This is a genomic window from Ruegeria sp. CDSA033, from assembly GCF_059612305.1.
Genome location: NZ_JBXWQI010000034.1, coordinates 1 through 23,332, shown reverse-complemented (window position 1 = coordinate 23,332; position 23,332 = coordinate 1). Strand labels below are relative to the sequence as shown.

The 23,332-nt window shown below is 57.5% G+C and carries 13 protein-coding genes and 3 pseudogenes; 6 read left to right on the top strand and 10 right to left on the bottom strand.

Going from position 1 to position 23,332, the window contains the following annotated elements; all coding sequences use genetic code 11:
- Together AC2FLA_RS21475 and AC2FLA_RS21470 are read left to right on the top strand one after the other, a co-directional pair.
- The coding region (locus tag AC2FLA_RS21475; RefSeq protein WP_496725161.1) for a hypothetical protein at positions 1–281 on the top strand (281 nt) is incomplete at its 5' end.
- Positions 282–918: 637 nt separating this feature from the next.
- A complete protein-coding gene (locus AC2FLA_RS21470) occupies positions 919–1,317 on the top strand; it encodes a hypothetical protein (RefSeq protein WP_496725159.1) in 399 nt (132 codons plus the stop codon).
- A gap of 469 nt (positions 1,318–1,786) precedes the next feature.
- Here the strand turns inward: AC2FLA_RS21470 and AC2FLA_RS21465 are convergent, their stop codons facing one another.
- The 3 genes from AC2FLA_RS21465 to AC2FLA_RS21455 all read right to left on the bottom strand — a co-directional run bounded on the left by AC2FLA_RS21465 (position 1,787) and on the right by AC2FLA_RS21455 (position 3,056).
- On the bottom strand, positions 1,787–2,140 hold the full coding sequence (locus AC2FLA_RS21465; protein WP_496725157.1) for an autotransporter outer membrane beta-barrel domain-containing protein: 354 nt from the start codon (positions 2,138–2,140) through the stop codon (positions 1,787–1,789).
- A complete protein-coding gene (locus AC2FLA_RS21460) occupies positions 2,137–2,442 on the bottom strand; it encodes a hypothetical protein (protein WP_496725155.1) in 306 nt (101 codons plus the stop codon). Before AC2FLA_RS21460 ends, AC2FLA_RS21465 begins: the two co-directional genes overlap by 4 nt.
- Before the next feature lie 278 nt (positions 2,443–2,720).
- On the bottom strand, positions 2,721–3,056 hold the full coding sequence (locus AC2FLA_RS21455) for a hypothetical protein (RefSeq protein WP_496725153.1): 336 nt from the start codon (positions 3,054–3,056) through the stop codon (positions 2,721–2,723).
- A gap of 228 nt (positions 3,057–3,284) precedes the next feature.
- Between AC2FLA_RS21455 and AC2FLA_RS21450 the strand changes: the two are divergent.
- Positions 3,285–3,398: pseudogene (locus AC2FLA_RS21450) on the top strand (integrase); the annotation flags it as partial.
- A 131-nt stretch (positions 3,399–3,529) separates the two neighbouring features.
- Here AC2FLA_RS21450 and AC2FLA_RS21445 read toward each other — a convergent pair.
- The 4 genes from AC2FLA_RS21445 to AC2FLA_RS21430 all read right to left on the bottom strand — a co-directional run bounded on the left by AC2FLA_RS21445 (position 3,530) and on the right by AC2FLA_RS21430 (position 5,664).
- Entirely contained in the window at positions 3,530–3,691 is a 162-nt protein-coding gene (locus AC2FLA_RS21445) for a GDCCVxC domain-containing (seleno)protein (protein ID WP_496725151.1), read from the bottom strand.
- Positions 3,692–3,709: 18 nt separating this feature from the next.
- Positions 3,710–4,090, bottom strand: a complete 381-nt coding sequence (locus AC2FLA_RS21440; RefSeq protein WP_496725149.1) for a hypothetical protein — start codon at positions 4,088–4,090, stop codon at positions 3,710–3,712.
- Positions 4,091–4,274: 184 nt separating this feature from the next.
- Positions 4,275–5,183, bottom strand: a complete 909-nt coding sequence (locus AC2FLA_RS21435) for a c-type cytochrome (protein ID WP_496725147.1) — start codon at positions 5,181–5,183, stop codon at positions 4,275–4,277.
- A gap of 13 nt (positions 5,184–5,196) precedes the next feature.
- Complete coding sequence (locus AC2FLA_RS21430; RefSeq protein WP_496725145.1) at positions 5,197–5,664, bottom strand: c-type cytochrome; 468 nt, start codon at positions 5,662–5,664, stop codon at positions 5,197–5,199.
- An 86-nt stretch (positions 5,665–5,750) separates the two neighbouring features.
- Between AC2FLA_RS21430 and AC2FLA_RS21425 the strand changes: the two genes are divergently transcribed.
- Complete coding sequence (locus AC2FLA_RS21425) at positions 5,751–6,596, top strand: LysR family transcriptional regulator (RefSeq protein ID WP_496725144.1); 846 nt, start codon at positions 5,751–5,753, stop codon at positions 6,594–6,596.
- 376 nt (positions 6,597–6,972) lie between these two features.
- Here AC2FLA_RS21425 and AC2FLA_RS21420 read toward each other — a convergent pair.
- A pseudogene (locus AC2FLA_RS21420) lies at positions 6,973–7,875 on the bottom strand (transposase); the annotation flags it as partial.
- Positions 7,876–8,048: 173 nt separating this feature from the next.
- On the opposite strand from AC2FLA_RS21420, the pseudogene AC2FLA_RS21415 reads away from it, so the two are divergent.
- A pseudogene (locus tag AC2FLA_RS21415) lies at positions 8,049–8,727 on the top strand (IS6 family transposase).
- Positions 8,728–8,819: 92 nt separating this feature from the next.
- On the opposite strand, the gene AC2FLA_RS21410 reads toward AC2FLA_RS21415, so the two are convergent.
- Positions 8,820–9,299 carry an invasion associated locus B family protein gene (locus tag AC2FLA_RS21410; RefSeq protein ID WP_496725142.1) on the bottom strand — a complete coding sequence of 160 codons (480 nt, stop codon included), beginning with the start codon at positions 9,297–9,299 and terminating at the stop codon, positions 8,820–8,822.
- Between the two features lie 18 nt (positions 9,300–9,317).
- Positions 9,318–22,520, bottom strand: a complete 13,203-nt coding sequence (locus AC2FLA_RS21405; RefSeq protein ID WP_496725140.1) for a hypothetical protein — start codon at positions 22,518–22,520, stop codon at positions 9,318–9,320.
- A 438-nt stretch (positions 22,521–22,958) separates the two neighbouring features.
- On the opposite strand from AC2FLA_RS21405, the gene AC2FLA_RS21400 reads away from it, so the two are divergent.
- Positions 22,959–23,332 (top strand): IS6 family transposase (locus AC2FLA_RS21400; protein ID WP_496725138.1); only part of this gene is annotated, 374 nt, incomplete at its 3' end.

Below are 23,332 nucleotides of genomic sequence, written 5' to 3'. Positions count from 1 at the left end.
AGGTGCCCGAAGGTCTTCCTGTCAGCAATCGCCCTCGCAGCACTCGTTATCTATTGGCTATGAGTCCTGACCCTAGCTCGCAGATTTGCGACGGAAGACAGCATAGAGCAAGAAAGCAATTGTGGGTAGATCGCGCGGACCACCGGGCCTATAACGATCCCAAAGCGGTACGCGCGCGATTGGAAGCGGCGGGGATTAACCCGCTTGCCGGATCTGACGGCTCGGGCGGATACGTCGAGTCACCGGCAATAGCGGGCACCCCTGCCCTGCCCGGTGCGTAAGGTCGAGCGTCAACGCTCGGACGTCACACTGAGCAAGCGTTCACCGGCTGGGGCGATGCGTTTAGTGAAGTCGCGGCGTTCGCAGCGCAAAACACGCAGGCACAGCAGCAAAATCAAAAGTTGTGCGAACAAATCCGCAAGATTACAACTAGAACAAACGTTCCCGGAATTTACGGATAAAATCGCAATGGCATTGCTGCTAAAACTGGTGAAGTGGTATCTGGTGATAGGGCTGGCAGTGGGGTGCCTGTTGACGACACTCATAGAGATAACATAGACCCTCGGCGCGATTTAAAAATCGAACATTACTGCACTGGTGTAGGTGTAACAGAGATAAATAACAAATGGACGCGCGGAGGGGTAGTCGCACCCGGCGCCGACTGCGAGCCATGGGGAATAGATGAGGTTGCAACCGCAGTCGTAGTCGCCGGACCGCAAGTCGCATGGAAATATTACCGCGACTTTGTAGGTCAACCCTACGCGCGTCCATGGGCGGGCAGTGGAAAAAGTGCGAACGGATTTCCCTACAAACGTCAAACCCGGTTATTCTAAATCGCCATCGCGCAATCACGCGCTCCGGCATTTATGGTCGGGATTTTTTGAACGACTTCTAACCAACCACAGAAAAGGAAAACACATGAAAATGCGTTCCATGTACATGGATGCAACCAATCGTCGCGTCGAATCGATGATCCTAGGGGGTCGTTTCAGAGGGGGAAAATTGGTTCCGGTCGGCGGTGTGCCGTTCATGCAATCCGAGGGCGGGTTGTCCCGGCAGGCGGCGTCATTCGAGCAAGACAAAATCACGGGGCGAGTAGCAACCGAGATGGTAGCGGAAGTCGTCTGTTTATTTGTCCCAGCGCTCGCAATCGAAATGCTAAAAGACCCGGATGCGGAACATCTCGGGAATGAGCAAATCTTGCGCGAAAAGTATCTTGCGAATGAAGCCGAATTCGGACAGGAAGCCGAGACAGAAATCTCCAAGCGAATGGGCGTCGTACCGCGTTCAATCGCGGGTGAACAAAAAAGTCAATGAAATGACGCGTTTGGCTCATAACGCGGCTATCAACTATCTGCGTCGTCGGGAGCATGTGAAAGCCTCCCAACTGCTGGCGAATAACACCGCAATCACCCCGGACCTGATCGCGGAAAACGTCCTTGATCGGTTTAACGCGGTGTTCGATCCCGAGGATCGGATTAACGGGGCCGTAACGCTGGAAGGACAAATTCCAGTGCGGGGCATGGGGGTGCGAGACGGTGCGACGTCTGCATCCGCGAGTTATTCCTCCAAGCAAAGCGACGGGACAACGGAAACGGAAACAGGTTGGGCGTCCCATACTTGGCAAAGCCCGATGCCCGGTGGGCACACACAATTGTTCGTGGAAGAAAATCCGGATAATCCGGGTTTCCCGAATGTGCGCGTCGATTTCCAGAATAACAGTAATCAGCAACTGTCGATTGCACTGTTTTATCAGGCCACGAAGATGGACCAATTGACGCGCCAACTACGCGGGCTGGTCGAAATACCCATAGCGAAATTGTCCCTCGGCATAGAACAGACTGTCCGCAATCCAAAGCGCACTGAGGGTTGCATCGTAAGCGTCGGTCGAGGTATCGGCGCTGGCAAAGCTGGTGTCGACGTTCGATGACATGATACCGATGCCGAACTCCAGCCCGCCAAACAGCTGTCCGCCCGCGATCTCACCCAAAGGCAAATTCGCGCCATAGCGCAGACTGCCGCTGTTCGTCGTCATCTCGCCTTCACCGACATCATAGCTGTCGCGTTCACCATCGGCCATAACCCAGAACTTTGGTCCAGCGGTTGTCGTCAACTCAGTCAGCGCCCGGCTGACGGTCAAGGCTTTGGAACCGTTGCTTTGCGTCTCAGTTCGGTTGTGTACTTGCGAAACTGATGAACTAACATCCTTTGCATTCCCTGGTTGGCCGAGGTAATGCGACGAGCCGTCGCCATGCAGATTCCAGCACTTACGACAAGCATGAATACTGTTGCGGATGCAATCATTGCCTTTTTAATCTTTTCGCGCCTTCCAGCTAAGCGTGTTTGGCCCGCTGTGTGTGCAATCAAATTGGCGATTTGCGCCTCAGATTGATTGCGCTGACAGGTCAAGGTTTTGAGAAAACGCATCAAGTTAACACCCATTCTCGTCGTCTTGCGCAACTGGGCGGCTCAATCAGGTGAACACTGGCTTCGCGGCATCCACCTGCCAAATTGAAAAGGAGGAATTCGACGAGCGTAGCCATTCTGCCATTGGCCGAGTTTGGTCGAATTTTTGCTTAGTGCGCGCAATGGCAAAGCTCATGATTGGTTCGCAGCCCAAGAATTTAATAGGTCTTGGGACTCCTTCGCCGTCGCAGTGTCTAGCCAGCTAAAGAGGCTAACCACTTGGAGGGAATTACCGGTATACTTCGCTCCGCTGTTCACACAGCCGGGTCTCCTGCGACATCGTAGGCCCAGCGCCTTATACGCTTGATCACCGTACTAGCATCAATGTCAAAAACGTTTTTAAGCTTTCTTGCATCAATGTCGACATCAGGCACTTCAAGGAAATAGAAGGTTATGCCGCCGATGCATCCCGAATTCCCGCAATCGTCATAAGCTACAAATGTTTTCCCTGAGCTTCCCGCAATCGACATCATGCCCTGAAATTGCGTTTGAGAAGTCGGCGTGTGTAGGTCAAATGTGTCTGCAAAGGCCGCCACGGACATTGCTGCAAGAACGAAAGAAACAGCGGGTGCAATCATTACTTTTTTCATTTTGTAGCTCCCCTGAGTGAAGCGTGTTTGACACGCAGTGTGTGCCCTCAATTTGGCACACTGAGGCCGAGGTCAATTGCGCTGGCACGTCAAAGTTGTGGGAAAAGACATCAAGTTATCGCCTGTTTGCTTCACCTTCCGTAGTGGGTCAACCTCAGTCAGGTGAACACTGGTTTCGCAATAGCCATCCGGGAAACGGAATATGTGGAAGCCAGCAAATGCGACGCAGCCGTCCAGCTCTTGCTAGGCCATACCAAGATGGACAGTCCGGTCCAGTATCTCGGCGTCGAACTCGAGGATACCTTGGCTATCGCCGAAGCCATTGAGGTCCAGTGCCAATAGGTCGCCGTCGTGGACGGCCGATACCAGTCGTTCAAGAGCCCCGCGCAGAACGGCCTGTTTGGGCCTATAGTATTTGTTCCCGTACTCCTTCGGTCTTGCCCGAAGTTACAGAATCCAACCTGTAGAAAGAGCTAACCACAATAGCAGTCGCCTTCCAACGGTTTCAAAACTGCCTTGCATGATGTGCATTCATAAAACCACTGGCACGAGTCGGTTGGCATTATCTCGGTTTCAATATGCCCACATTCAGAGCAAGTCAAAGTGCTATCGAGTACCACAGTTTGTTTTGTCATTGTCTCAGATCTACATAATCAGATACCGATCCTAAGCAAGAGGTAGTCCCATGCACCATTCATGCCCGTTGCAACGATATTGATGGCAATTCCAAGCAGTGGCGCTTCCTCAAGATGTGGATCTGGAAGCGACAGATCAGCTTCTCTGATGATAAAGAACGCCGCCAACACAATCAGTGCGCCTTCTACGACGGCGGAAAGATACTCGGATTTTTGTGACCAAAGGGGTGGTTTTCGTCGGGTGATATATTGGCAACCCGAACTGCGAAATCCGCCAGCAGCGCCGCAACGGCATTCACGGTTTATTCCATTGCGTCTGACAACATTGCCACTGAGCCCGTCAACCACCAAGCGAATAATTTCAGGGCCAATACCGCGAGGGATATCGGAATGGATCAAAGAGCGGTTTTTTGTGTCCCTTGGCCACGTCCCTCACTCAATCATGAACAGAAACTCGGGCGGTTGGTGGGCTCCGATTTTAGAATTAAAAACAGTCGCTTGGTGAAAAGGAAATAGGCCTTAAGGTTTCCTAATTGCGATCGGCTACAGCATCTGGCATCAGCTGCATGGCGCCAAACGGCAGTTACTCCGAGGGAAGCCCAGTCGACGAAACGGGAATGACTTTGAGATAGGCCGCAATTGCCAAACGGTCGTCATCTGTGAGCTGAGATGTATTCTCGATCACCTCAACCATCTCGCCACCAGCGCTGTCATAATCCGGTGTGAAGCCAGATTTCAAATACTCTGCAATGTCAGCCTCGGACCAATCAAGCTGGTCAGATGTCAGGCCTGGTATGCGCCCTTTGCCATTAGGATTTGGCGCACCTGTCAGCCAAAGATCCCGTTTCAAACCCCCCAAACCGTTTCGTGGCGTATGACATTCAGCACAGTGCCCAAGCGCTTCCACCAAATATCGGCCTCGGATTTGTTGGTCGGTCAAATCGCCTTCTAACACCCAACCTGGCGCCATGAACAACAGCTTCCACCCTCCCAAACCCCGCCGAACGCTAAAGGGGAAACCAACCTCATGCGCTTTGCTTTCAGTGGCGACCGCAGGAAGCGTGCCGAGGAATGCATGGAGCGATACCACATCCACTGCGGTCATGTTGGCGTAGGTCGTATAGGGAAACGCCGGGTAATAGTGTTGCCCTTTGGGTCCGGTTCCATGGATCAGGGCATTGGCCAATTCCAACGTGGACCATGAACCAATACCGGCTGCCGTATCACTGGATATGTTTGGGGCAATGAAGGTGCCGAAGTCCGTCTCGAACCGACGACCGCCAGCGAGAATAAGCTTTTCTTCTCCAACGGCGTCCGGCGCAGAGTGGCAAGAGGCACATCCAGCTGCGTAGAAAACGATCTCACCTCTCGTAAGATCAGAAGAGACCCCATGCAGAATAGCCTGGTCGACGCTTTTTGGCCGGGTCAGAACCAACCCAGCCAATCCGACCAAAAATGCAGAGACAGCAGCGAAGAGGAAAAGCCGCCGCACAGCTATCTACCAGTCAGTCTTTCGGTGCTCTGTAAGCTTTGTGACATGCCGAGCAAGCTCCACCCAGATTACCCATTGCCCCCTTCAGGGCTTCAACATCTTGCCCTGCCGCAGCCTGCATCGCAACAGCGGCGTCAGCCATGGCCTGCCCCTTAGCAGCTACGTCCGGGAAGTTTTCCCAGATTGCGGGCAGAGCACGTGTGGAAGGGTCGGATACATTATCTGATCCAGCCGGCCACATTGCGGATTGATCAATCTGCGTCAGAACGACCAGGTTATTCGCGGCCCGTGTTGCCGCCTCCGCATCGTATTCTGTCTCTCCTTTGGCCATGCCGCCAAGAGTACCAAGATTGAATGCATAGAGCTGCATGATTGAGGTCCGAGCTTTCACAGCCGGGTTTTCGCTTTCATGGGCGATGGCAGCGCCAATTGCGGCAACTGACAATACACCTGCCGCGAAGATTGAGAACTTCTTCATCATGATGTGTCTCCCTGTTCAATAAGCCGAATGTAAGCTTGAACGAAATTTATTGTAATTGTTTGTTATTCGTCGTCACTTGTTAATATATGAACAACGAGAATTGGGATAACATTCGCTACGCGCTTGCCGTTAGTAAACACGGTTCATTGAATGCAGCTGCCGCGGCATTGGGTGTCACGCATGCCACGGTCCTTCGTAGAGTTGCTGCATTCGAAGAGCAAAATGGCTGCATGATTTTTCAGAAGGGTCCGTCAGGGTATTCCGTTCTCCCTGAAGCCGGTGCGATCTTATCGGCTATGGAAAGTGTCGAAGACGCAGTACTTTCGGTGGAGCGAGCTATTGTGGGCGCAAATCGTTCTCCTGTGGGCCATGTACGCATTACATCCACCGACAGCCTTTGCCAGATAGTTCTACCGCCAATACTAAATGAGATCTCACGGCTTTACCCCGGCCTGAAACTGACTTTGCTAAGCGGAAATAGTCACCATGATTTATCCCGGTTGAGCGCAGACATCGCAGTGCGCCCATCGGTAAAGCTGGGTGAAGGGTTAATTGGGCAGCATGCAGGAACACTGTCGTTCGGAGTCTTTGACGACGGCTCTCCCAATCGCAAATGGATGAGGCTTGATGGGTCGTTAGGCCGTTCACTTCCTGCCAAATGGCTGGAGGAGAATGTCGGTGCCGACGAAATGACCAACGGTGCAGATAGCTTTTTAGTGCTACAGCAGATGGCCGCTTCGGGAGTTGGCAAAACGTTTTTGCCAACGTTTTTTGGCGACGCAGATTCCCGGCTTCGAAGGTCGCACGACGCGTTCCCAAGATTTGAGGTTCCGCTCTGGGTCGCGACGCTGGACGAAATAGCGAACACTCCCAGATTTGCAGTCGTTCAACGAGCGTTGGTTGAACGCTTAGCCCTTGTTCTGACTGGATGACGTTGCTTGTTGGAATCAGTCACAGGCACTCGGATTGCACTTCTAGCAGGTACACGACATGGAGCCTTTTAAACTCGCATCAAAACCTTCGAGTGACCGGAAGGCAGAACGCTTTGGCCTGTCGCACGGTCACTACTATGACTGAAGTTGCTGGCGCTCAGTTTCGCTCGGAACGGACCTTGGCGCACACCGGAGCGAAGGATTGCTTCCCGCCCGTCCCGGCGGGTAACTGTGCACAGGCGGCGGGCTTTTCGCGATTGCGGCGAACGGTAGTAGTGTGGCGACGGTGTTGAAAAACATCGTAATGCTGACGCAGAAATCGATGTCCAGAATTTGTCGCGAGTGCCTTTCCAGTCAGGCTTTTCGCATTTGCTGCGGTGCGGGACCATGTGCCATCAGGGCGTCCGACCTTGTCGATCACCGGAATATGGGAAGCGATCTTGCGGTCAACCAGCCAGCCCAACATCGGACCAGATCCTTAGACCGTGTCTGCGATCAGCCTCTCAGGGCGAAGATCGAACCGCCTTTTGACTCGATCCAGCATGGTCTTTGTCGACCCCACTTCAGCCTACCGGAAGGACCTGGTCGCTTCAACGTCAATGATAACACTATGGTCTGTATCAACGAGGTAGTTATCAGAGTATGCAAAGAAGGCTGGTGCCTTGTGCGCCGCTGTCCACTGGCTGGCAGGGTCAGAACATGATGTGAACTTAGGCTTGACCGGCGACGCAGCACCAAAAGCTGCCTGATCCAAGGTTTCCAGGTATTTCCGAACAGCACGCGGTGCGGTCTTGGCATCGATCTGTGCAGTATCCCATTCCTCTTGTGATGTTGAATACTGCTTGGTCGCTTCCGCTTCAATCAAGCTGGCATCAATCACTAAACGCTGGTCGCTCACCAAGTCTTCCGCAATGCACCGCGCTACGGTTGTCTCGAAGAGATGTCGCAGCAATTCACTCTCGCGGAACCCACCATGACGGTTCTTGGAAAAGGTCGAATGATCCGGGATACGGTCAGTCAGATCGAGACGACAGAACCAGCGATACGCAAGGTTCAAATGCACTTCCTCGCACAACCGCCGTTCCGACCGGATGCCAAAGCAATAGCCCACCAACAGCATTCGGATCAGCAGTTCTGGATCGACGGAGGGGCGACCAGTATGGCTACAAAAATCTGCCAAATGGCTGCGGATACTGCTTAGGTCAACAAATCGATCAATCGACCGCAGCAGGTGATCTTTCGGGACGTGATCTTCCAGCGAGACCTCAATCTCCTGCATTCCGTGAACGACAGCAATGCGGGCGAAACCGCAGAAATGCCATAGAGCGCCCAACGGCGGAGATATGGTCTGAAAAGAAGCGGATGGTTCTGTCGAAAATTTCTTGAGCTCTGTTAGAATTGAAACCCTTGAGATACCGGCAACCCGAGTTTCAACTTGGGAGTGCAGAGAAGATAGTTTCGTTCAAAGGTGCGCATTTTCCGAAAGACGTGATCCTGCATGCGATTTTTTCAATCTGCGCTACGGTGATTCATACCGGGATCTGGAAGAGTTGATGGCGGAACGTAGCTTTGATCTGGATCATGCAACGCGGAACCGCTGGGTCAGTCGATATGCCGGCCTTTTTGCTGACGCAGCGCGGTTTAGAAAGCGTCCCACGGACCATTCGTGGCGAATTGATGAGACCTATGTGCGGGTCAAAGGCAAATTGGTTTATCTTTTCCAAGCGATCGACGAACACGGCAAGACCTTGGATTTCATGTTGTCCAAACGCAGGAACAAAGCTGCTGCGACGAAAATTGTCGCGCGCGCTTTATTTGAACGGTCTGCAGCGCAAGATCGTCATCGTCAAAAGTGGCGCTAACGCAGCTGGCATCCAGGCAATCAACATAAACACTCAAGAGCTTTGGTTGTCTAATCCCGATCGACATGGACTGACGGAAATACCTAAATAGCATCATTGAACAGGATCACCGTTTCATCAATCGAAGGATCAGACCAATGCTGGGATTCAAATCTTTCGCTTCATCCGCATCTGTCCTGGCAGGCATAGAACAGGTCAACATGATCCGCAAAGATCAATTCACGCCCGGACTCCGTCCGTTTCAGCAGTTCGCCCAACTGGCAGAGTAAACTGCTCACCAATTCCACTGATGCTCTGCCAAATAAAATGTTTGCGACAGAACCACTCAAGTGGGGCGAAAGTTAACGTGACAACACGGCCGTCATGGCAACAGATCGGATACCTTGCTGAACCCCGTCAGATCAAATCCAAAGGAGATCGGGTCTCCTACGGTATTTTTACTTTCGATCGTCAATTGGTTACCAGTCCGCATCGCAGACATCCATTCGGACGAGACAGGGGAACGGGCAAAGCAGCCTTGAGCCTCGCAGGTCAGAAACTCCAGGCGAGCAATTTCGACGTCATCGACTTTCGCTATCAGCCCCTCAGAAAACAGCAGGCCAAACGGCAAGGTCAGCACAGTTTCGGTCTCATCTTTCCCCGCAGGCTTCACAAACGCAATTGAGGTAAGCCTCTGTTTGTTTTCGGTCAAAACAATGCTCTGGGTCATTTCACAGACCAGCTCGGTTCCGGTGCCCGGATTTCCACAATTTACCGACCACGGGAGTGTGCCGTTCTCTTGCGCGGCAAGAGGGTGTGCCAAACCCAATGAGACCCCTAATGCGCCAAGCCAAATTTTCATACTGCTGTCCCTCATTGCTTAAAATTGTAGCCCAAGGCCCAGACCAACCTGGAGAGCCTTGGTTGAGTCCCCGAACATATGGTCGAGGCTCAGATTGATAAAGCTGCTGTCATCCAACGCAAACAGCCCCAATCGCGCCGAAACCAGCCCATGGGCGTCTCCGATAAAGCTGGTATTCGTAAACCCGCCATCGGCTGCGCTTGCGCCTGCAAAACCGGCGCTTACTGATACTGTGTCGTTCGACGAGATGATGGCGCCGGCGCGGAAGCTTACGCGTAGTTTTTGAGAGGCGCTGAGAATCTGTTCTGTCCCGATCTCAAGCGATGGGGTCACGGAATAGATCATCTCGCTATCATCCTGCAGGGCGATCCCCGAAAGGGTTGCATCACCGTTGCTTTCCGTCGCCAGACGGGTGGCGTCAACAGCGATCTCTGGTCGCAGATAGGAACTGCCACCGGCAAATCTGTGATCATAGGCAAAACTCAACCGCAGGTTCTGCTGGTTCATCTTGTGTTTGATCGAACTGACGCCAACGGTGTTAACCACGTTTCCGTTGGGCAGCACACCACTGATACCACCCGACCGGTCGGAGTCATAGTCTGACCAACCGGCTGACAGCATGGCCGCGAACTCCCACGGGCCAGTGTATTTGGTCAGCGAAGCACCCAGATTGAACCGGTCACCGGTCGCATTGTACTGCGATCCATTCCGAAGGCTTACTTGGTCGTGACCCAACGCGAAACCGGCATAGAGCTCATCCCCAACCGGCAAACGGACACCGGCAGACAGGTTGGTATTGTTGATGTCCAACTCATCGTAGATACCAGTCTGCTCGCGGTCGTAGAAGGACCTTCCTCCGGAGAACCAGACACAATTGCGTGGATCGTCTCCGGCTTGGTAATCGGTAAACCGCTCGCAATTATGCAGTGCGTCTGCGAATACCCGGGTACCGTAGTAGGCATCTACCGCATCCGCGGCATAATCGGCCACAGTGAATGCACCAATTGCCGCGATAACGTCAGCTTCCGAGGTCATATTCCCGATCAGAGCGAACAACTCACCCTGTGCCGCCGAACCCTGCCCGTTCAGCACCTGATTGATGTAGTCACCAACGGCCGCCTCGTTCGCGTTCATATTCGCGGTCGAATAGTCCGGAGTTATCACCAGATCAATCGAACTGCCGTCCGATGTCGAACCGTTCAGGCCAATCGAGTAATCCAGCACCACAGTGTCCTGAATCGTCGTACCCGCATCCGCTGCTGTCCCATTCGGGTTGACGATGACTAGAGGCAACGCCCGTTGAAGCGTATTGAGCTGTGGTGTCAAGGTGCCGCCCATAGTGGCGTCACCGCTGACATTGACCAGATCGCTATTGCCACCCGATGCACCCGTGGTCAGGAAATATGCGTCGAAGGTCGAGGATGCCGTCGCACCAAAGGCCAGGCTTCCCGTCAGGTTCGTGGTCTGGCTGACGTTTCCGGTAAAGACAAAGTCACCCGACTTAACGGTCGGTGTCATGTCCGTATTCAGACCCCAGTTCGCCCCCAAAATAAAGTCGCCATTCACTTGCATCAAACCAGCAGCGCCCAGATTGACCGTGTCCAGCGCATAAAAGGCGCCCCCTTCCTCGACAGTCAGACCGTTGGTGCCCGCTCCAAGGTCCAGATTGCCAAGGGCTGCACCTGAAAGTGAGATCTGTTCATTGCCGTCTCCGCCATTCACCAATTGGTTATTCCCGGCGAGAAGCACTGTGTCCTTGGACAAAGTCAGCGCGTTGTTCGCGCCGCCGTCCACGACGATTGATGCAACTGCGTCTGCTTGCCCGGTCCCGCCCATGACGACGCCATCGAAGCCAAGTGTGATTGCACCCGCTCCGTCGCGCCCCTCGGATTGGGCCAGGACGCCGATACCGCCTTCGCCCACGGACAGGATATTGCCGTTCAGCGCCATGTCGATGGTGCCACCGGCCCCGGCACCGCCTGCGGATCCACGGAAGACCGAATCCACCATGCCTCCGCCACCGCCGAGCGACTGCGCCACAACACCAATCGCGTTTTCGCCGGTGGTGACGATATTACCGGATTGCGTAAATCCTATATCACCACCATCGCCGCCATTGTTGGCTGAAAGATCCACGGCGATCCGGCTGGCTTCCAAGTCTGTTGAGACGAGGCCGCCACCGCCACCGATGCTCTGAAGAACGAACCCGTGCGATCCGGTGCCGCTGGTGGTCACGTCACCGGTATTGGCAAAGTCAACATCACCGCCGTCACCGGTCGAGCCGTCCTGCGCACCCAGCGTAATATCAACCTGACCTAGTCCTGAAATGACAACTTCACCACCGCCTGCCCCGATGCTCTGGACACTTTGCCCAAAGGAGCGGTCGCCGCTGGTGAACACGTTTCCATCCAAGGAAAGGGCAATATCACCGCCGTCGTTATTGAAGCTGGGGTCGGACCCCAGGATTACCGAAGCTGCTTTGTTTGTATCCGCCGCGCCTGTGCTGTTCAGCACAAGTTTACCACCGCCGCCTCCGATAGACTGAGCTGCACCGGCCGTGGAAAACGCGCCGTCAGTGCCCACATCTCCGGTCCGGCTGCCGTTCACGTCGCCGCCACTGGCGTCATCCGTGTTAATCGCACCCAATCGTGCTGTGATGTCGATACCGTCACCGTCCTGAATATTGATATTGTTAGTGGAGGTACCGCCACCGCCGCCAATGCTCTGCAGCATCGAACCAGTCGAGCGGTCGCTTGTCGTCGCGATATTGCCGGTATGTGATTGCGCAACCTGACTTCCCGCCATGTCTGAAACTTCATCGCCACCCAACGAGATGTCGCTGATGTAGACACTGTCTGTTCCACCAGCACTGGCGGTCTCGGTGGTGAAATCAACCGAAGTTTCTACATTGCCGCCGCCACCATTCACGGACTGAGCGAAAATAGCCTCGCTACCTGTACCATTCACAAGAATGTCCCCGGTCGAATTGACGGTAACAGTTCCAACCGACCCAGTGGCACCCTCGCGCGCACCAAGCAGTTGCGACACCGTGTAATCCAATGCCGAAACCAGCGGGGATGACACTGAATATCCGGCGTTTCCGCCGCCGCCACCAACAGATTGCGCAAAGATGCCAAACCCGTTTTCTGCATTCACGACAATCGCGCCTGTATGGCTGACCGTGACGTCTCCGCCATCTGCGCCATCCCCGCCCGAACCGCCAATGGCGATCTTCGAGTAGGACTTGCCGGTCATGGTGTTCTTGAGGTCATTTACATCCATCGCAACGGCCAGCCCGCCATTGCCGCCACCGCCGCCAACGGATTGCGCCATGATGCCGTATGCACCCGCACCATCAACCCGGATGTCACCGCTGTTTGTTACGACCACGTTGCCGGCGATGTTGCCGCTGCCTCCGGAACCGCCAATATTCAACTGCGCTGTCGGAGAACTGCTGTCGCCCGTCTTCAGTCGCAGCGTCCCAGTGATCGAACTGCCACCATTGCCACCACCACCACCGATGGATTGGGCGAAGATACCATGCGCACCTTCACCAGTTGTCACGATCGTCCCTGCATTGGTCACCAAGACGTTGCCGCCCGTGCCCCCAGTACCACCCGATCCGCCGAGACCGAATTGTAGTGCCCTCCGCGTGCTGGCCTCAGCCCCGCCATAGCGCCCGTCGACCGAGATCGTAGAGCCACCATTGCCGCCGCCGCCGCCGATGGACTGCGCAAGGATGCCATGGCTCTCCTTACCGGTGGTGCGGATAGTGGCATCAGCTTCATTGACGACAGTTACCGTGCTGCCAGACCCGCCAGTGCCACCCGTGCCACCAATCAGAATTGCATTTGTCGTTGCCCCGTCCGAGGACCGGCCCAGAATGATGTTGCGCACCTGTTGCGCATCGCCACCCCCGCCGCCGACGGACTGCGCGTAGATGCCAATGGACTTGTCACCCGTCGTCTGGATTAGGTCCCGATTTGTGACGGAAACCGCTGCAGACATTGCACCGGTTCCGCCATTGCCACCAATGGACAGAGTCGCTGTGTTCCCGATGTCTTTACGCAGGCTGATGATCCGATTTTCAACCAGACCACCCATACCGCCACCGCCGCCAACGGACTGAGCGAAGATGCCATGAGCCATCGTGCCCTCGGTCGTGATGATCCCATCGCTGACGACAGTCACGGTATCCGAAGTCATGCCGTCGCCGCCTGTGCCGCCGATGTTAACTGAAATTGTCGTGCCGACCGTCGACGGATTGACCACGGCTTTGATTGTGTCGAGGTTCGATTGACCCGCCTGAACCATGCCGCCGGTGCCACCCGCACCACCGATGGATTGCGCCATCAAACCAACTGAACGATCGCCGAAGGTCGCAATTCGTGCAGTGTTGGACACGTCGACTTTGCCGCCTACGCCACCTGTGCCGCCCGTGCCACCAATGGAAAGCGCAACAGACGTACCCTTACCGGCTGAATTGCTGGCCTTGCCACCATTGCCACCGCCACCACCGACGGACTGGGCGAACACGGCGTGAGCATCCGTCCCCTCTGTGACGACTGTTCCTGCGACAACCGCCGTCACATCGCCCGCTTCGCCACCAGTGCCTCCTTCAAGCCCGACTGACAAGCTGGCTTTGTTGCCCTTGCTGTCGCCGGTCTTTGGCGTACCTATGCTGACTGATGTCGAGGATGAATTGCCGCCGCCGTTGCCGATAGACTGAGCGAAGAAACCATATGAGCGGTTACCAGCGGTGCGGACGATGCCATTCGAGCTTGCATAGACATCGCCACCGCTTCCGCCGGTGCCACCGGTCCGACCGATTTGAATGTTCACGTTGCCGCCATCAACAGATGTCGAGGCAGAGTTGTAGCCCGCGTTGCCGCCGCCACCTCCAACAGATTGAGCGAACAGACCATGAGAGTCCGCGCCGCTGGTCGTGATGTCCCCGGTATTGCGAACATCAACCGAACCGCCGATACCACCCTCACCCGTACCGCCACCGATTGCCAAGCCAAAGCCCTTGTTGGTCGCGTCTGAGGCCAGTTCGTAGGTCATACCAAGGTTCAAAGCCGCGTTGCCGCCGCCTCCACCAATGGACTGGCCAAAGACCCCGTGACTACCGTCCTGCAGCGTCACGATATCGCCATAGTGATCGATATCCACGGTGCCGCCGTCCCCGGCCGTTCCAGCATCACCGCCTATGGCGATAACAGCCGACACGCCGGTTTTATTGCCGGAGGAGTCGGCCGGGTTCACCTTGCCTTCCAACTCATCAAGAACGGCGTTGTAGTTGGCAATCACCGAGTCATCGACGCCCGTGTTGGTGGGCGTTTTCCGGTCAGTTGAATCGCCGGTTCCGCCATTGCTCTTGCTTCCGGTGGTTTTACTGATGCCCACAACCGCGTTGATACCGGCATCACCGCCGCCGCCGCCAATGCTTGAGGCTTCGATCCCGTGCGAACCGGCACCGTCAGTCGTGATGGTACCCGCAGCCGCAGCCGCGGATCCACGCGCAACCGTGACATCGCCTGCATCGCCGCCGCCACCGCCAAAGCCGCCGATACCCATCGCAATTGGCGAGCTGTCTTTCGTGCCGACGAAGGTCGCATTAATCCCACCGGTGCCGCCGCCGCCGCCTATGCTTTGGGCAAAGACACCGCGCGCGTGATAGCCATTTGTCGAAATATTTCCAGATTGCGTAACTGAAACATCACCAGCATCCGCGCCGGTACCGCCGTGGCCACCCAGACCACCCACAATGCTCAGATCGGTCTTGCCGTCGGAGCTGTTAGAGTCGCCATAATTCAGCTGTCCGGTCACGTTCAACGCGCCGTTACCACCCCCGCCGGCGATGGACTGTGCCAAAACACCGTGCTTCCAGTTACCTGCCACCGAAACGGTGCCGGTATGGCCCACGGTCACATCACCCGAAACATTGCCGTCGCCGCCAAAGCCGCCGACACCAAAGGTAACCGAAGGGATCTTGCCATCTTTGCTCAGCGCAATACCGCCCGAAACGTTCAGACCGCCGTTACCACCCCCGCCGCCAATGGACTGTGCCATCAAACCAGCTGAGCCATCCGTATCCGGTTTTTCTTCGTTGAAGACACCCATATCGATGAACAAACGTTCGAGCCCGAAGGACGAGGCCAGCTCTTCGGTGTCGTCGACAATCGTGTCGCCGAGGAAATCGCGCAGCTTGTCTTCAAATGTTGTCGTATCGGGAATAGAGATATCGTCCGGGTTGGTTGTGACTGTGATGTCAGCCTGCGACGTGACCGTGACGTCTCCTGCCTTGCCGCCGTCACCGGCGAAACCCCCAACACCAACAATCAACGAGCTGTCGGATACGATACCACCCGACACATTCAGGCCGCCATTGCCGCCACCGCCGCCAAGGGATTGAGCCAACAGACCAGATTGCCCGGTTCCGTGCGCCCTGATCGTGCTGCCTGCACCGATATTCACATCGACATTCCCGGCATCACCGCCGCCACCGCCGAACCCACCGACACCTACAACCACCGCATAAGATTTACTGCTGGCCGTTTGGCCCGCACCCGGCTTGCCGCTGATCGCGATGCCGCCGGAGACATTGGTACCGCCATTGCCACCGCCACCGCCCAGCGACTGCGCGATGATACCACTGGCGCCTTTGCTTTGGTCGACGGCAAATGTGCCGTCGGGTTGCCTGACCATCGGAACGGCCTGAACATTGCCGGTGTAGTCCAGATCAACATTGCTGGCATCGCCACCCGATCCGCCAAAGCCGCCAACACCAGCCGCGACCGAAAAGATTGTGTCCGACCCCGAGGGCTTTGTCAGCGCCAGAGAGCCCGAGATATTCACGCCGCCTGTGCCGCCACCACCACCGAGGCTTTGCGCAAATACGCCATGTGACCCGTCACCAGTCGTAACAACATCACTTTCCACATCCAGAGTTACCGCTCCGGCATCACCGCCACCGCCGCCAAAGCCGCCGAGGCCCAAGGCAACAGCCGCACCGGATTTACCTGTCAGGTTAACGGCACCCGAGACGTTGAGGCCGCCATTGCCGCCGCCGCCGCCAACGGATTGCGCCATGACACCGATGCTGTCAGCACCGGTTGTGACAACCGAGGTCGTCGCGGTTCCATCCGTGCGGGACCGCAACGTGCTGATCACTTCGCCAGCGTTGCCGGCGCCGCCACCAAAGCCTCCAACGCCAAGGCTGACCGATCCACCATTTTCCTGACTGATGCCCAATGAGGCCGAGATATTCGTGCCACCATTGCCACCACCGCCGCCGAGACTCTGTGTCAGAATACCTGTGCTACGATCTCCACTGGTGGAAACCCCACCGGTGATGGTCGATTGCACCAGCGCGCCAGCATCTGCGCCGCCGCCGCCAAAGCCGCCTACGCCGATACCCACGGCCGCATTGGCCGACCGAGACAGGGACAACGCGGCCGAAATGTTAGTGCCACCATTGCCGCCGCCACCACCTAGGCTTTGCGTCAGAATCCCGACCGAGTCGTCTCCTGTCGTTACAACATTGCCGGTGACTTGTTGCGTGACATTGTTTGCATCACCACCATCGCCACCAAAACCACCAACGCCGATCCCGAGACCGCCTGAATAGTCGCTGGCCACCGAAATCGCGCCGGAAATATTCGTGGCACCGTTACCGCCGCCGCCGCCGAGGCTTTGGGCAATAATTCCCGCCGAACGTGAGCCCGAAGTGCTGACATTGCCCGAGAACGTATTGTCGACGGCCCCGCTGGTACCGCCACTACCGCCAAAGCCGCCCACTCCGATGCCCGCAGCACCGGACCCTGTGCGCGCAATGCTGAGGGCGCCTGAAATGTTGACGCCGCCATTGCCACCGCCGCCTCCGACGGACTGAACCAGAACCCCAGTTGCGTTATCGCCGCTTGTGGTTACGTCACCGGTAACCGAGCCCGTAGCCGTGCTTGCATTACCGCCGTCACCGCCAGACCCACCGATGCCAACGCCAATAGCGCCGCCGCCGGTGCCCGAAATATTCACGGCCGCAGAGACATTCAGCCCTCCGTTACCGCCGCCGCCTGCAGCGGACTGAACCAAAACACCGCCCGAATTATCGCCGGCCGTTGTGACATCACCCACAACCGTGCCGTTGGCGGTATTGGCATCACCGCCGCTGCCACCGCTGCCGCCAAGCCCGACAGATGCGCCCCCGCTGCCGGTTCCGGCAACCGTGACTGTGGCAGAGACGTTCATGCCGCCGTTGCCGCCACCGCCCCCAAGACTTTGAACTATGAACCCGCCGGACTCGTCCCCTTGGGTCGAAACGTTGCCGTTCAGAGTGGCCTCAGCCGTTCCTCCGTCGCCACCCGTTCCAGATGCGCCGCCCAGACCAACGGATGCGCCACCCGATCCCGTACCTGCCGCTGCAACCGCGACTGAGATGTTCATTCCGCCATTACCACCACCGCCGCCGACGGATTGCGCCAGCAGACCGGTCGAGGTTTCGCCCAACGTCACAAGGTTCCCCGTCACGCTTGCTGTTACCGCTGAGGCATCGCCTCCGCCAGTTCCCCGACCACCTAGACCCACTGCAGCTGCGCCAGAACCAGTTCCGGCACCGCCGACGGATGCAGAGACATTAAAGCCGCCGTTGCCGCCGCCACCACCGATGGACTGGGCAACAACCGCGCTTGATTGCGCGCCTTCGGTTTGCACATTATTCGCAACCGTCAGACCAACGACACCGCCGGTGCCACCGCCACCGCCAGATCCGCCCAGACCGACGCTGATCGCGCCTGAACCGGTGCCCGCACCAGCCAATGCAGGTGAAATGTTGAAGCCACCATTGCCGCCGCCGCCGCCAACGGACTGTGCCAGAATACCAACTGAAGCATCGCCTTTGGTCACAACGTTGGCCGTTGTGCTCGCGGTCACCAGGCTGCCGTCGCCTCCGTCCCCGCCTGAGCCCCCCAGCCCAACCGAGACTGAACCCGCTCCGACGCCTGCGCCTGACAAGGTCGGCGAGACGTTAAAGCCGCCGTTACCACCGCCGCCGCCAAGGGATTGCGCAACAAAACCGCTGGAAGCAAAGCCATCGGTCAGAATAGTGCCATTTGAGGTCAGCGTCACGTCGCCACCATCGCCGCCCGTATCACCAGACCCGCCCAACCCGACGCTGACCGCGCCACTACCGGTACCGGCACCCGACAGAACCGGCGAGACGTTGAACCCGCCATTGCCGCCGCCGCCGCCGATGGATTGCGCCACGACGCCCGAGGACTGGTTACCACGGGTTTCAACCGCATTGTTGGACGTCGCGATGACAGTGTTGCCATCACCCCCGCCCGCGCCATCGCCGCCAAGGCCAACCGAGACTCCGCCCCCGCCAACGCCAGATCCCTGGACCGAAGCACTGACGTTGAACCCGCCGTTGCCGCCGCCGCCACCGATGGATTGGGCCAGAAACGCCGTCGCCGAGTCGCCCTGAGTCAGGATTGTCCCGCCGGAGGTCAGAGTGACCGCACCACCATCACCACCGCCGTCGCCGTCGCCGCCAAGCCCCACGCTAACTGCGCCGGACCCGACACCGGCGCCCGTGCCGGTGCCTGAGACGTTGAAGCCACCATTGCCACCGCCGCCGCCAATGGACTGAGCGACCACGCCGGATGACCTGTCTCCGGCCGTTACGATTGCATCCGTGGTCGTCAGATTTACCGTGCCACCAGTTGCACCTGTGCCGCCACTGCCGCCCAGCCCGACTGAAACGGCACCGCTGGCCACACCCGCTCCTGCCAGTGAGGCGCTGACATTAAAACCACCATTGCCACCGCCGCCGCCGACGGATTGGGCCAACACAGCTGTCGCATCTGCGCCGCCGGTGCTAACGGTTCCGCTAACCTGGGCGGTCACCGATTGTCCGATGCCACCGCCAGACGCGTCTCCGCCAAGACCAACCGTCACAGCTCCGCCGCCTGCACCTGCACCCGCGATCCCTGCCGTCACGTTGAAGCCGCCATTGCCGCCGCCACCGCCTATGGATTGGAACACAACGCCGCTGGAATTATCGGAGAGAGTAGTAACGTTGCCCGCCACTTGGCCTTCAACCACGCCACCATTGCCGCCCGTTGCACCGTCACCGCCAAGACCAACGCCAATTGTTCCAGCACCTGCCCCCCCGGCAGCCACACCGGCCGTCACGTTGAAGCCGCCGTTACCACCACCGCCGCCAATCGACTGGATCACAACGCCGGTCGAGCGCATACCTTCGGTGCGCACGTCACCATTGACACGAACACCGGTGACACTGCCGCCGATACCGCCGCTGCCGCCTTCGCCGCCAAGCCCGACACCAACGGTTCCTGCACCGGCACCGCCTGCGGCCAGACCCGCGGCAACACTGAAGCCGCCATTGCCACCACCGCCACCGATGGACTGAACTACAACAGCACCAGAGTCATCGCCCCGTGTTGTGACGTTTGCGTCAACTTGCGCGGTCACTGCGCCGCCGTCACCGCCACCGCCTGCTTTGCCGCCAAGGCCCACACTGACAGACCCAGCTGCGGCACCGCCAATATCGGCGCTGGCTCCGACGCTGTAGCCGCCATTGCCGCCGCCGCCGCCAACGGACTGCGCGACCACGCCGCTGGAAAACGCTCCGCTGGTTTCAATTGTTGTCCCGCCGGCGATCAGAGTGACGTCGCCACCGATCCCTGCACCACCGCCATCGCCTCCAACACCCACGTTGATCCCAACTGCAGCCCCGGCGCTTGCACTGATGCCCGCCGCGACGCTGCCACCGCCGTTACCGCCTCCGCCGCCAACGGACTGCGCTATTAGCGCGCTGGAACTGGTTCCGGTCGTTGTGATGTCTGCCTTGGTGTAAACCTGCACATCACCGCCGTTGCCGGCACTGCCGGCCTGACCGCCAATTCCAATCGAGACATTGCCGGAAAACAGCGCAGAGGCACCACCGGTCGCAGCCACGGCCAAACCACCATTGCCACCACCCCCGCCAACGGATTGGAACAGCATACCTGTCGAACGGTTCCCGGTTGTGACTACGGTGCCTTCAAACCCGGCGGCCGTCGGAGAACCACTGCCGTCAAACTGGCCGACCGTGACCGTGCCGCCTTTGCCACCCGTGCTACCATCGCCGCCGACGCCAACCGCCAAAGAGCCCGAAACCGGACCGCCCGAAACAGCAACAGAAACCGCGTATCCGCCATTACCACCACCGCCGCCAACGGATTGCAGCATCACGCCGATTGCGTCGTCGCCTCCGGTCTGCACTGAGGCCGACCCGCTGCCGCTAATCGATACATCACCGCCGTCGCCGCCATCTCCGGCCGAGCCACCGACCGACACTGATGCTGCGCCGAAGGCCCCAACCGCCACAGATACTGCACCGCCGCCATTGCCGCCGCCGCCGCCGACGGATTGCGCGAATACACCGGTCGAGCGGTCGCCCGAAGTTTGAATCGCCGATGGCTGACTGCTGTCGGTGTTTGACAATGTGACATCCACGTCACCGCCTTCACCTCCGGAGCCGCCGTCGCCACCGATGGCCACTCCCACGAATGCGCCGACCGATCCGGAAGATCCGCCGTTGCCACCACCGCCACCAATGGACTGGGCCAGGATGCCCATCGCATCGTCTCCGGTGGTTGTTATGATTCCGTCATTGACAATGGTCACCGTTGAACCGGCACCGCCGCCGTCGCCGTTGCCCCCAACGGAAACCATCCCGGCGGACGAGCCACCATCGCCGCCGCCACCACCAATGGATTGGGCAATGATGCCCCGCGCACCATCGCCTCCGGTCTGGATTTGACCGTAGTTGCTTACGCTAACCGCATCACCTGTGCCGCCCCGCGACCCGGTACCACCAATTGCAACCAGACCGTACGAGTTCGCACCAGTCCCGCCGCTGCCCCCAATCGACTGCGCCATGACCCCATCGGCACCCTTGCCCGAGGTCAAAATGCTGCCGCTGCCCTGAACCGTTACGCTGACAGCGCTGCCGCTGCCGCCATTCGATCCGACACCGCCCAGAGACAACGCAACCAACCCGCCCCCTGCGCCGCCGGAACCGCCGCCACCGCCAATCGACTGCGCCACGATCCCGCGCGAGAAATCGCCCTGTGTCTCAATCGCGCCAGCATGAGAAACCGTGACCGTGCCACCGTCACCACCGTTGTCGGCACCACCAATCAAGGACACCAAAAGGTTGCCGCTGGTGCCCGCAGACCCGCCGGACCCGCCAATCGACTGGGCGTAAATCCCGTTAGCATAATCGCCGGTTGTCAGGATGCTGGCGGTCGATGTGGTGTTGACGGTTACGGCTCCGCCGCTGCCGCCAAAGCCGCCGTCGCCCGAAGAGCCCACCAATCCCCATTGAGACCCTCCATTACCGCCATTGTTCGAAACGCTCAGCGCGTAGATACCATCGGCTGAGTCTCCGGACGTCGAAATCGCACCTTTCTGCGTGACGGCTACGTTACCTCCGTCTGAAGAATGTCCCCCGGTACCGCCAACTGGAGCCGCGAATGCGCCGCCGCCATTCCCTGCCTTGCCGCTTCGACTGAATGCGAAAATTCCGTCGTTGTTGCTGCCCGATGTCTGAATAGTGCTGCTGCTTTCCTGCGTTGCGTTGACCGTACCACCCTTGCCTCCGTCACCGCCATCACGCCCGTCCCAAAAGCTCAGATACGAATCCCCACCGTTTCCTCCGTCGCCGCCGACACTACCGACCTGCCACCCGATATTGCTGGTTGCGTTGACATCGCTGCTGAGGTTTTTTGTTTGCGTCGGACCGGTATCACCATTGCCACCCGAGCTTGGTGGCACGAACAGTGCGCCGTCCCTACCATTGCTGCCGCCCTGACCATAGACAACTTGGTTCACGCCGTTTGGTCCGGACACATCCTCGGGAGGCGTCACTGCGCCAGGGGTGCCGGAACTATTGAAGTTGTTGTTATATTGCGAAAGGGTCAACTGAGTAGACAAGCTGGCCGTTTCGGATGCCCCTGAATTGCTGATCTGAGCCGTTGTTCCAGCAACGGAAACAATTTCGAATGCCAGCGGAGGATTGTCGGAATTGTAGATTGTGTCGCCGACATCTTTGACTAGGAAAACGTAGCCATCTGCTGTCTCTACAAATGCTGTTGTTCCGGCTGTCGGTGTCGAGGCCGGGTCGACAATCAGTGCACTGACAGTGGTGTCCATACCTGTCACCGGGTTGGCCACCGTGTCGCCTACTTTTGAGTCTTCCGTGGGTGCTGCGAATAAAGGCGTTGAAATTAAAGCATAAAAAGAAACAGCCAGCAGCAATCTTGATTTCTTGGACACCCTTGCACCCCATATACGGCTTAGTCACAACACATGGGGGCACGCTGCGTTCGCTTAGAACGGCAACCTACAACTCAAATTTCCCCATCGCACGTCGGAGTAGAATAAACACAAGATTAAGGAGATTATCTATTTTAAGCTCGCCCTATTGGAGGTACGGCTCGTCCATTGCAAAAATGCAACGGTAAATCTCTAATCGATACTTTTAGTGCTGTTTGGGGTGTTGCCACAGGATCTGTTGCAAAATTTTGGCCATTGACGCTCGTGCCACCAGCGGGTGAATGACTTTCGAATTATCAAGTCTAAAGTCAGTTCGTGATCTCTTTCAAAGGTTCTCTGTATCCGAAGGGCGTTATCCTGTTCGCGGTGTTTCTCTATGTCCGATTCGGCGTGTCATACCGGGATCTCGAAGAAATTATGGCAGAACGCGGCGTGTCAGTGGATCACATCACACTGAACCGATGGGTCACACGTTATTCCGCTGCGATTGCGGAAACAACGCGCCGCCGCAAACGACTATGTGACCGTTCCAAGAGTATGGATGGGACATACATCCGAGTGAAAGGCACTTGGGCCTATCTTTATCGAGCAGCCGATAAGTACGGCAGTACACTTGATTTCATGCTTTCCCCACGCCGAAACAAACCGACCGCCACGAAGTTTTTCGCTCGGATGTTGGAGACCAATGG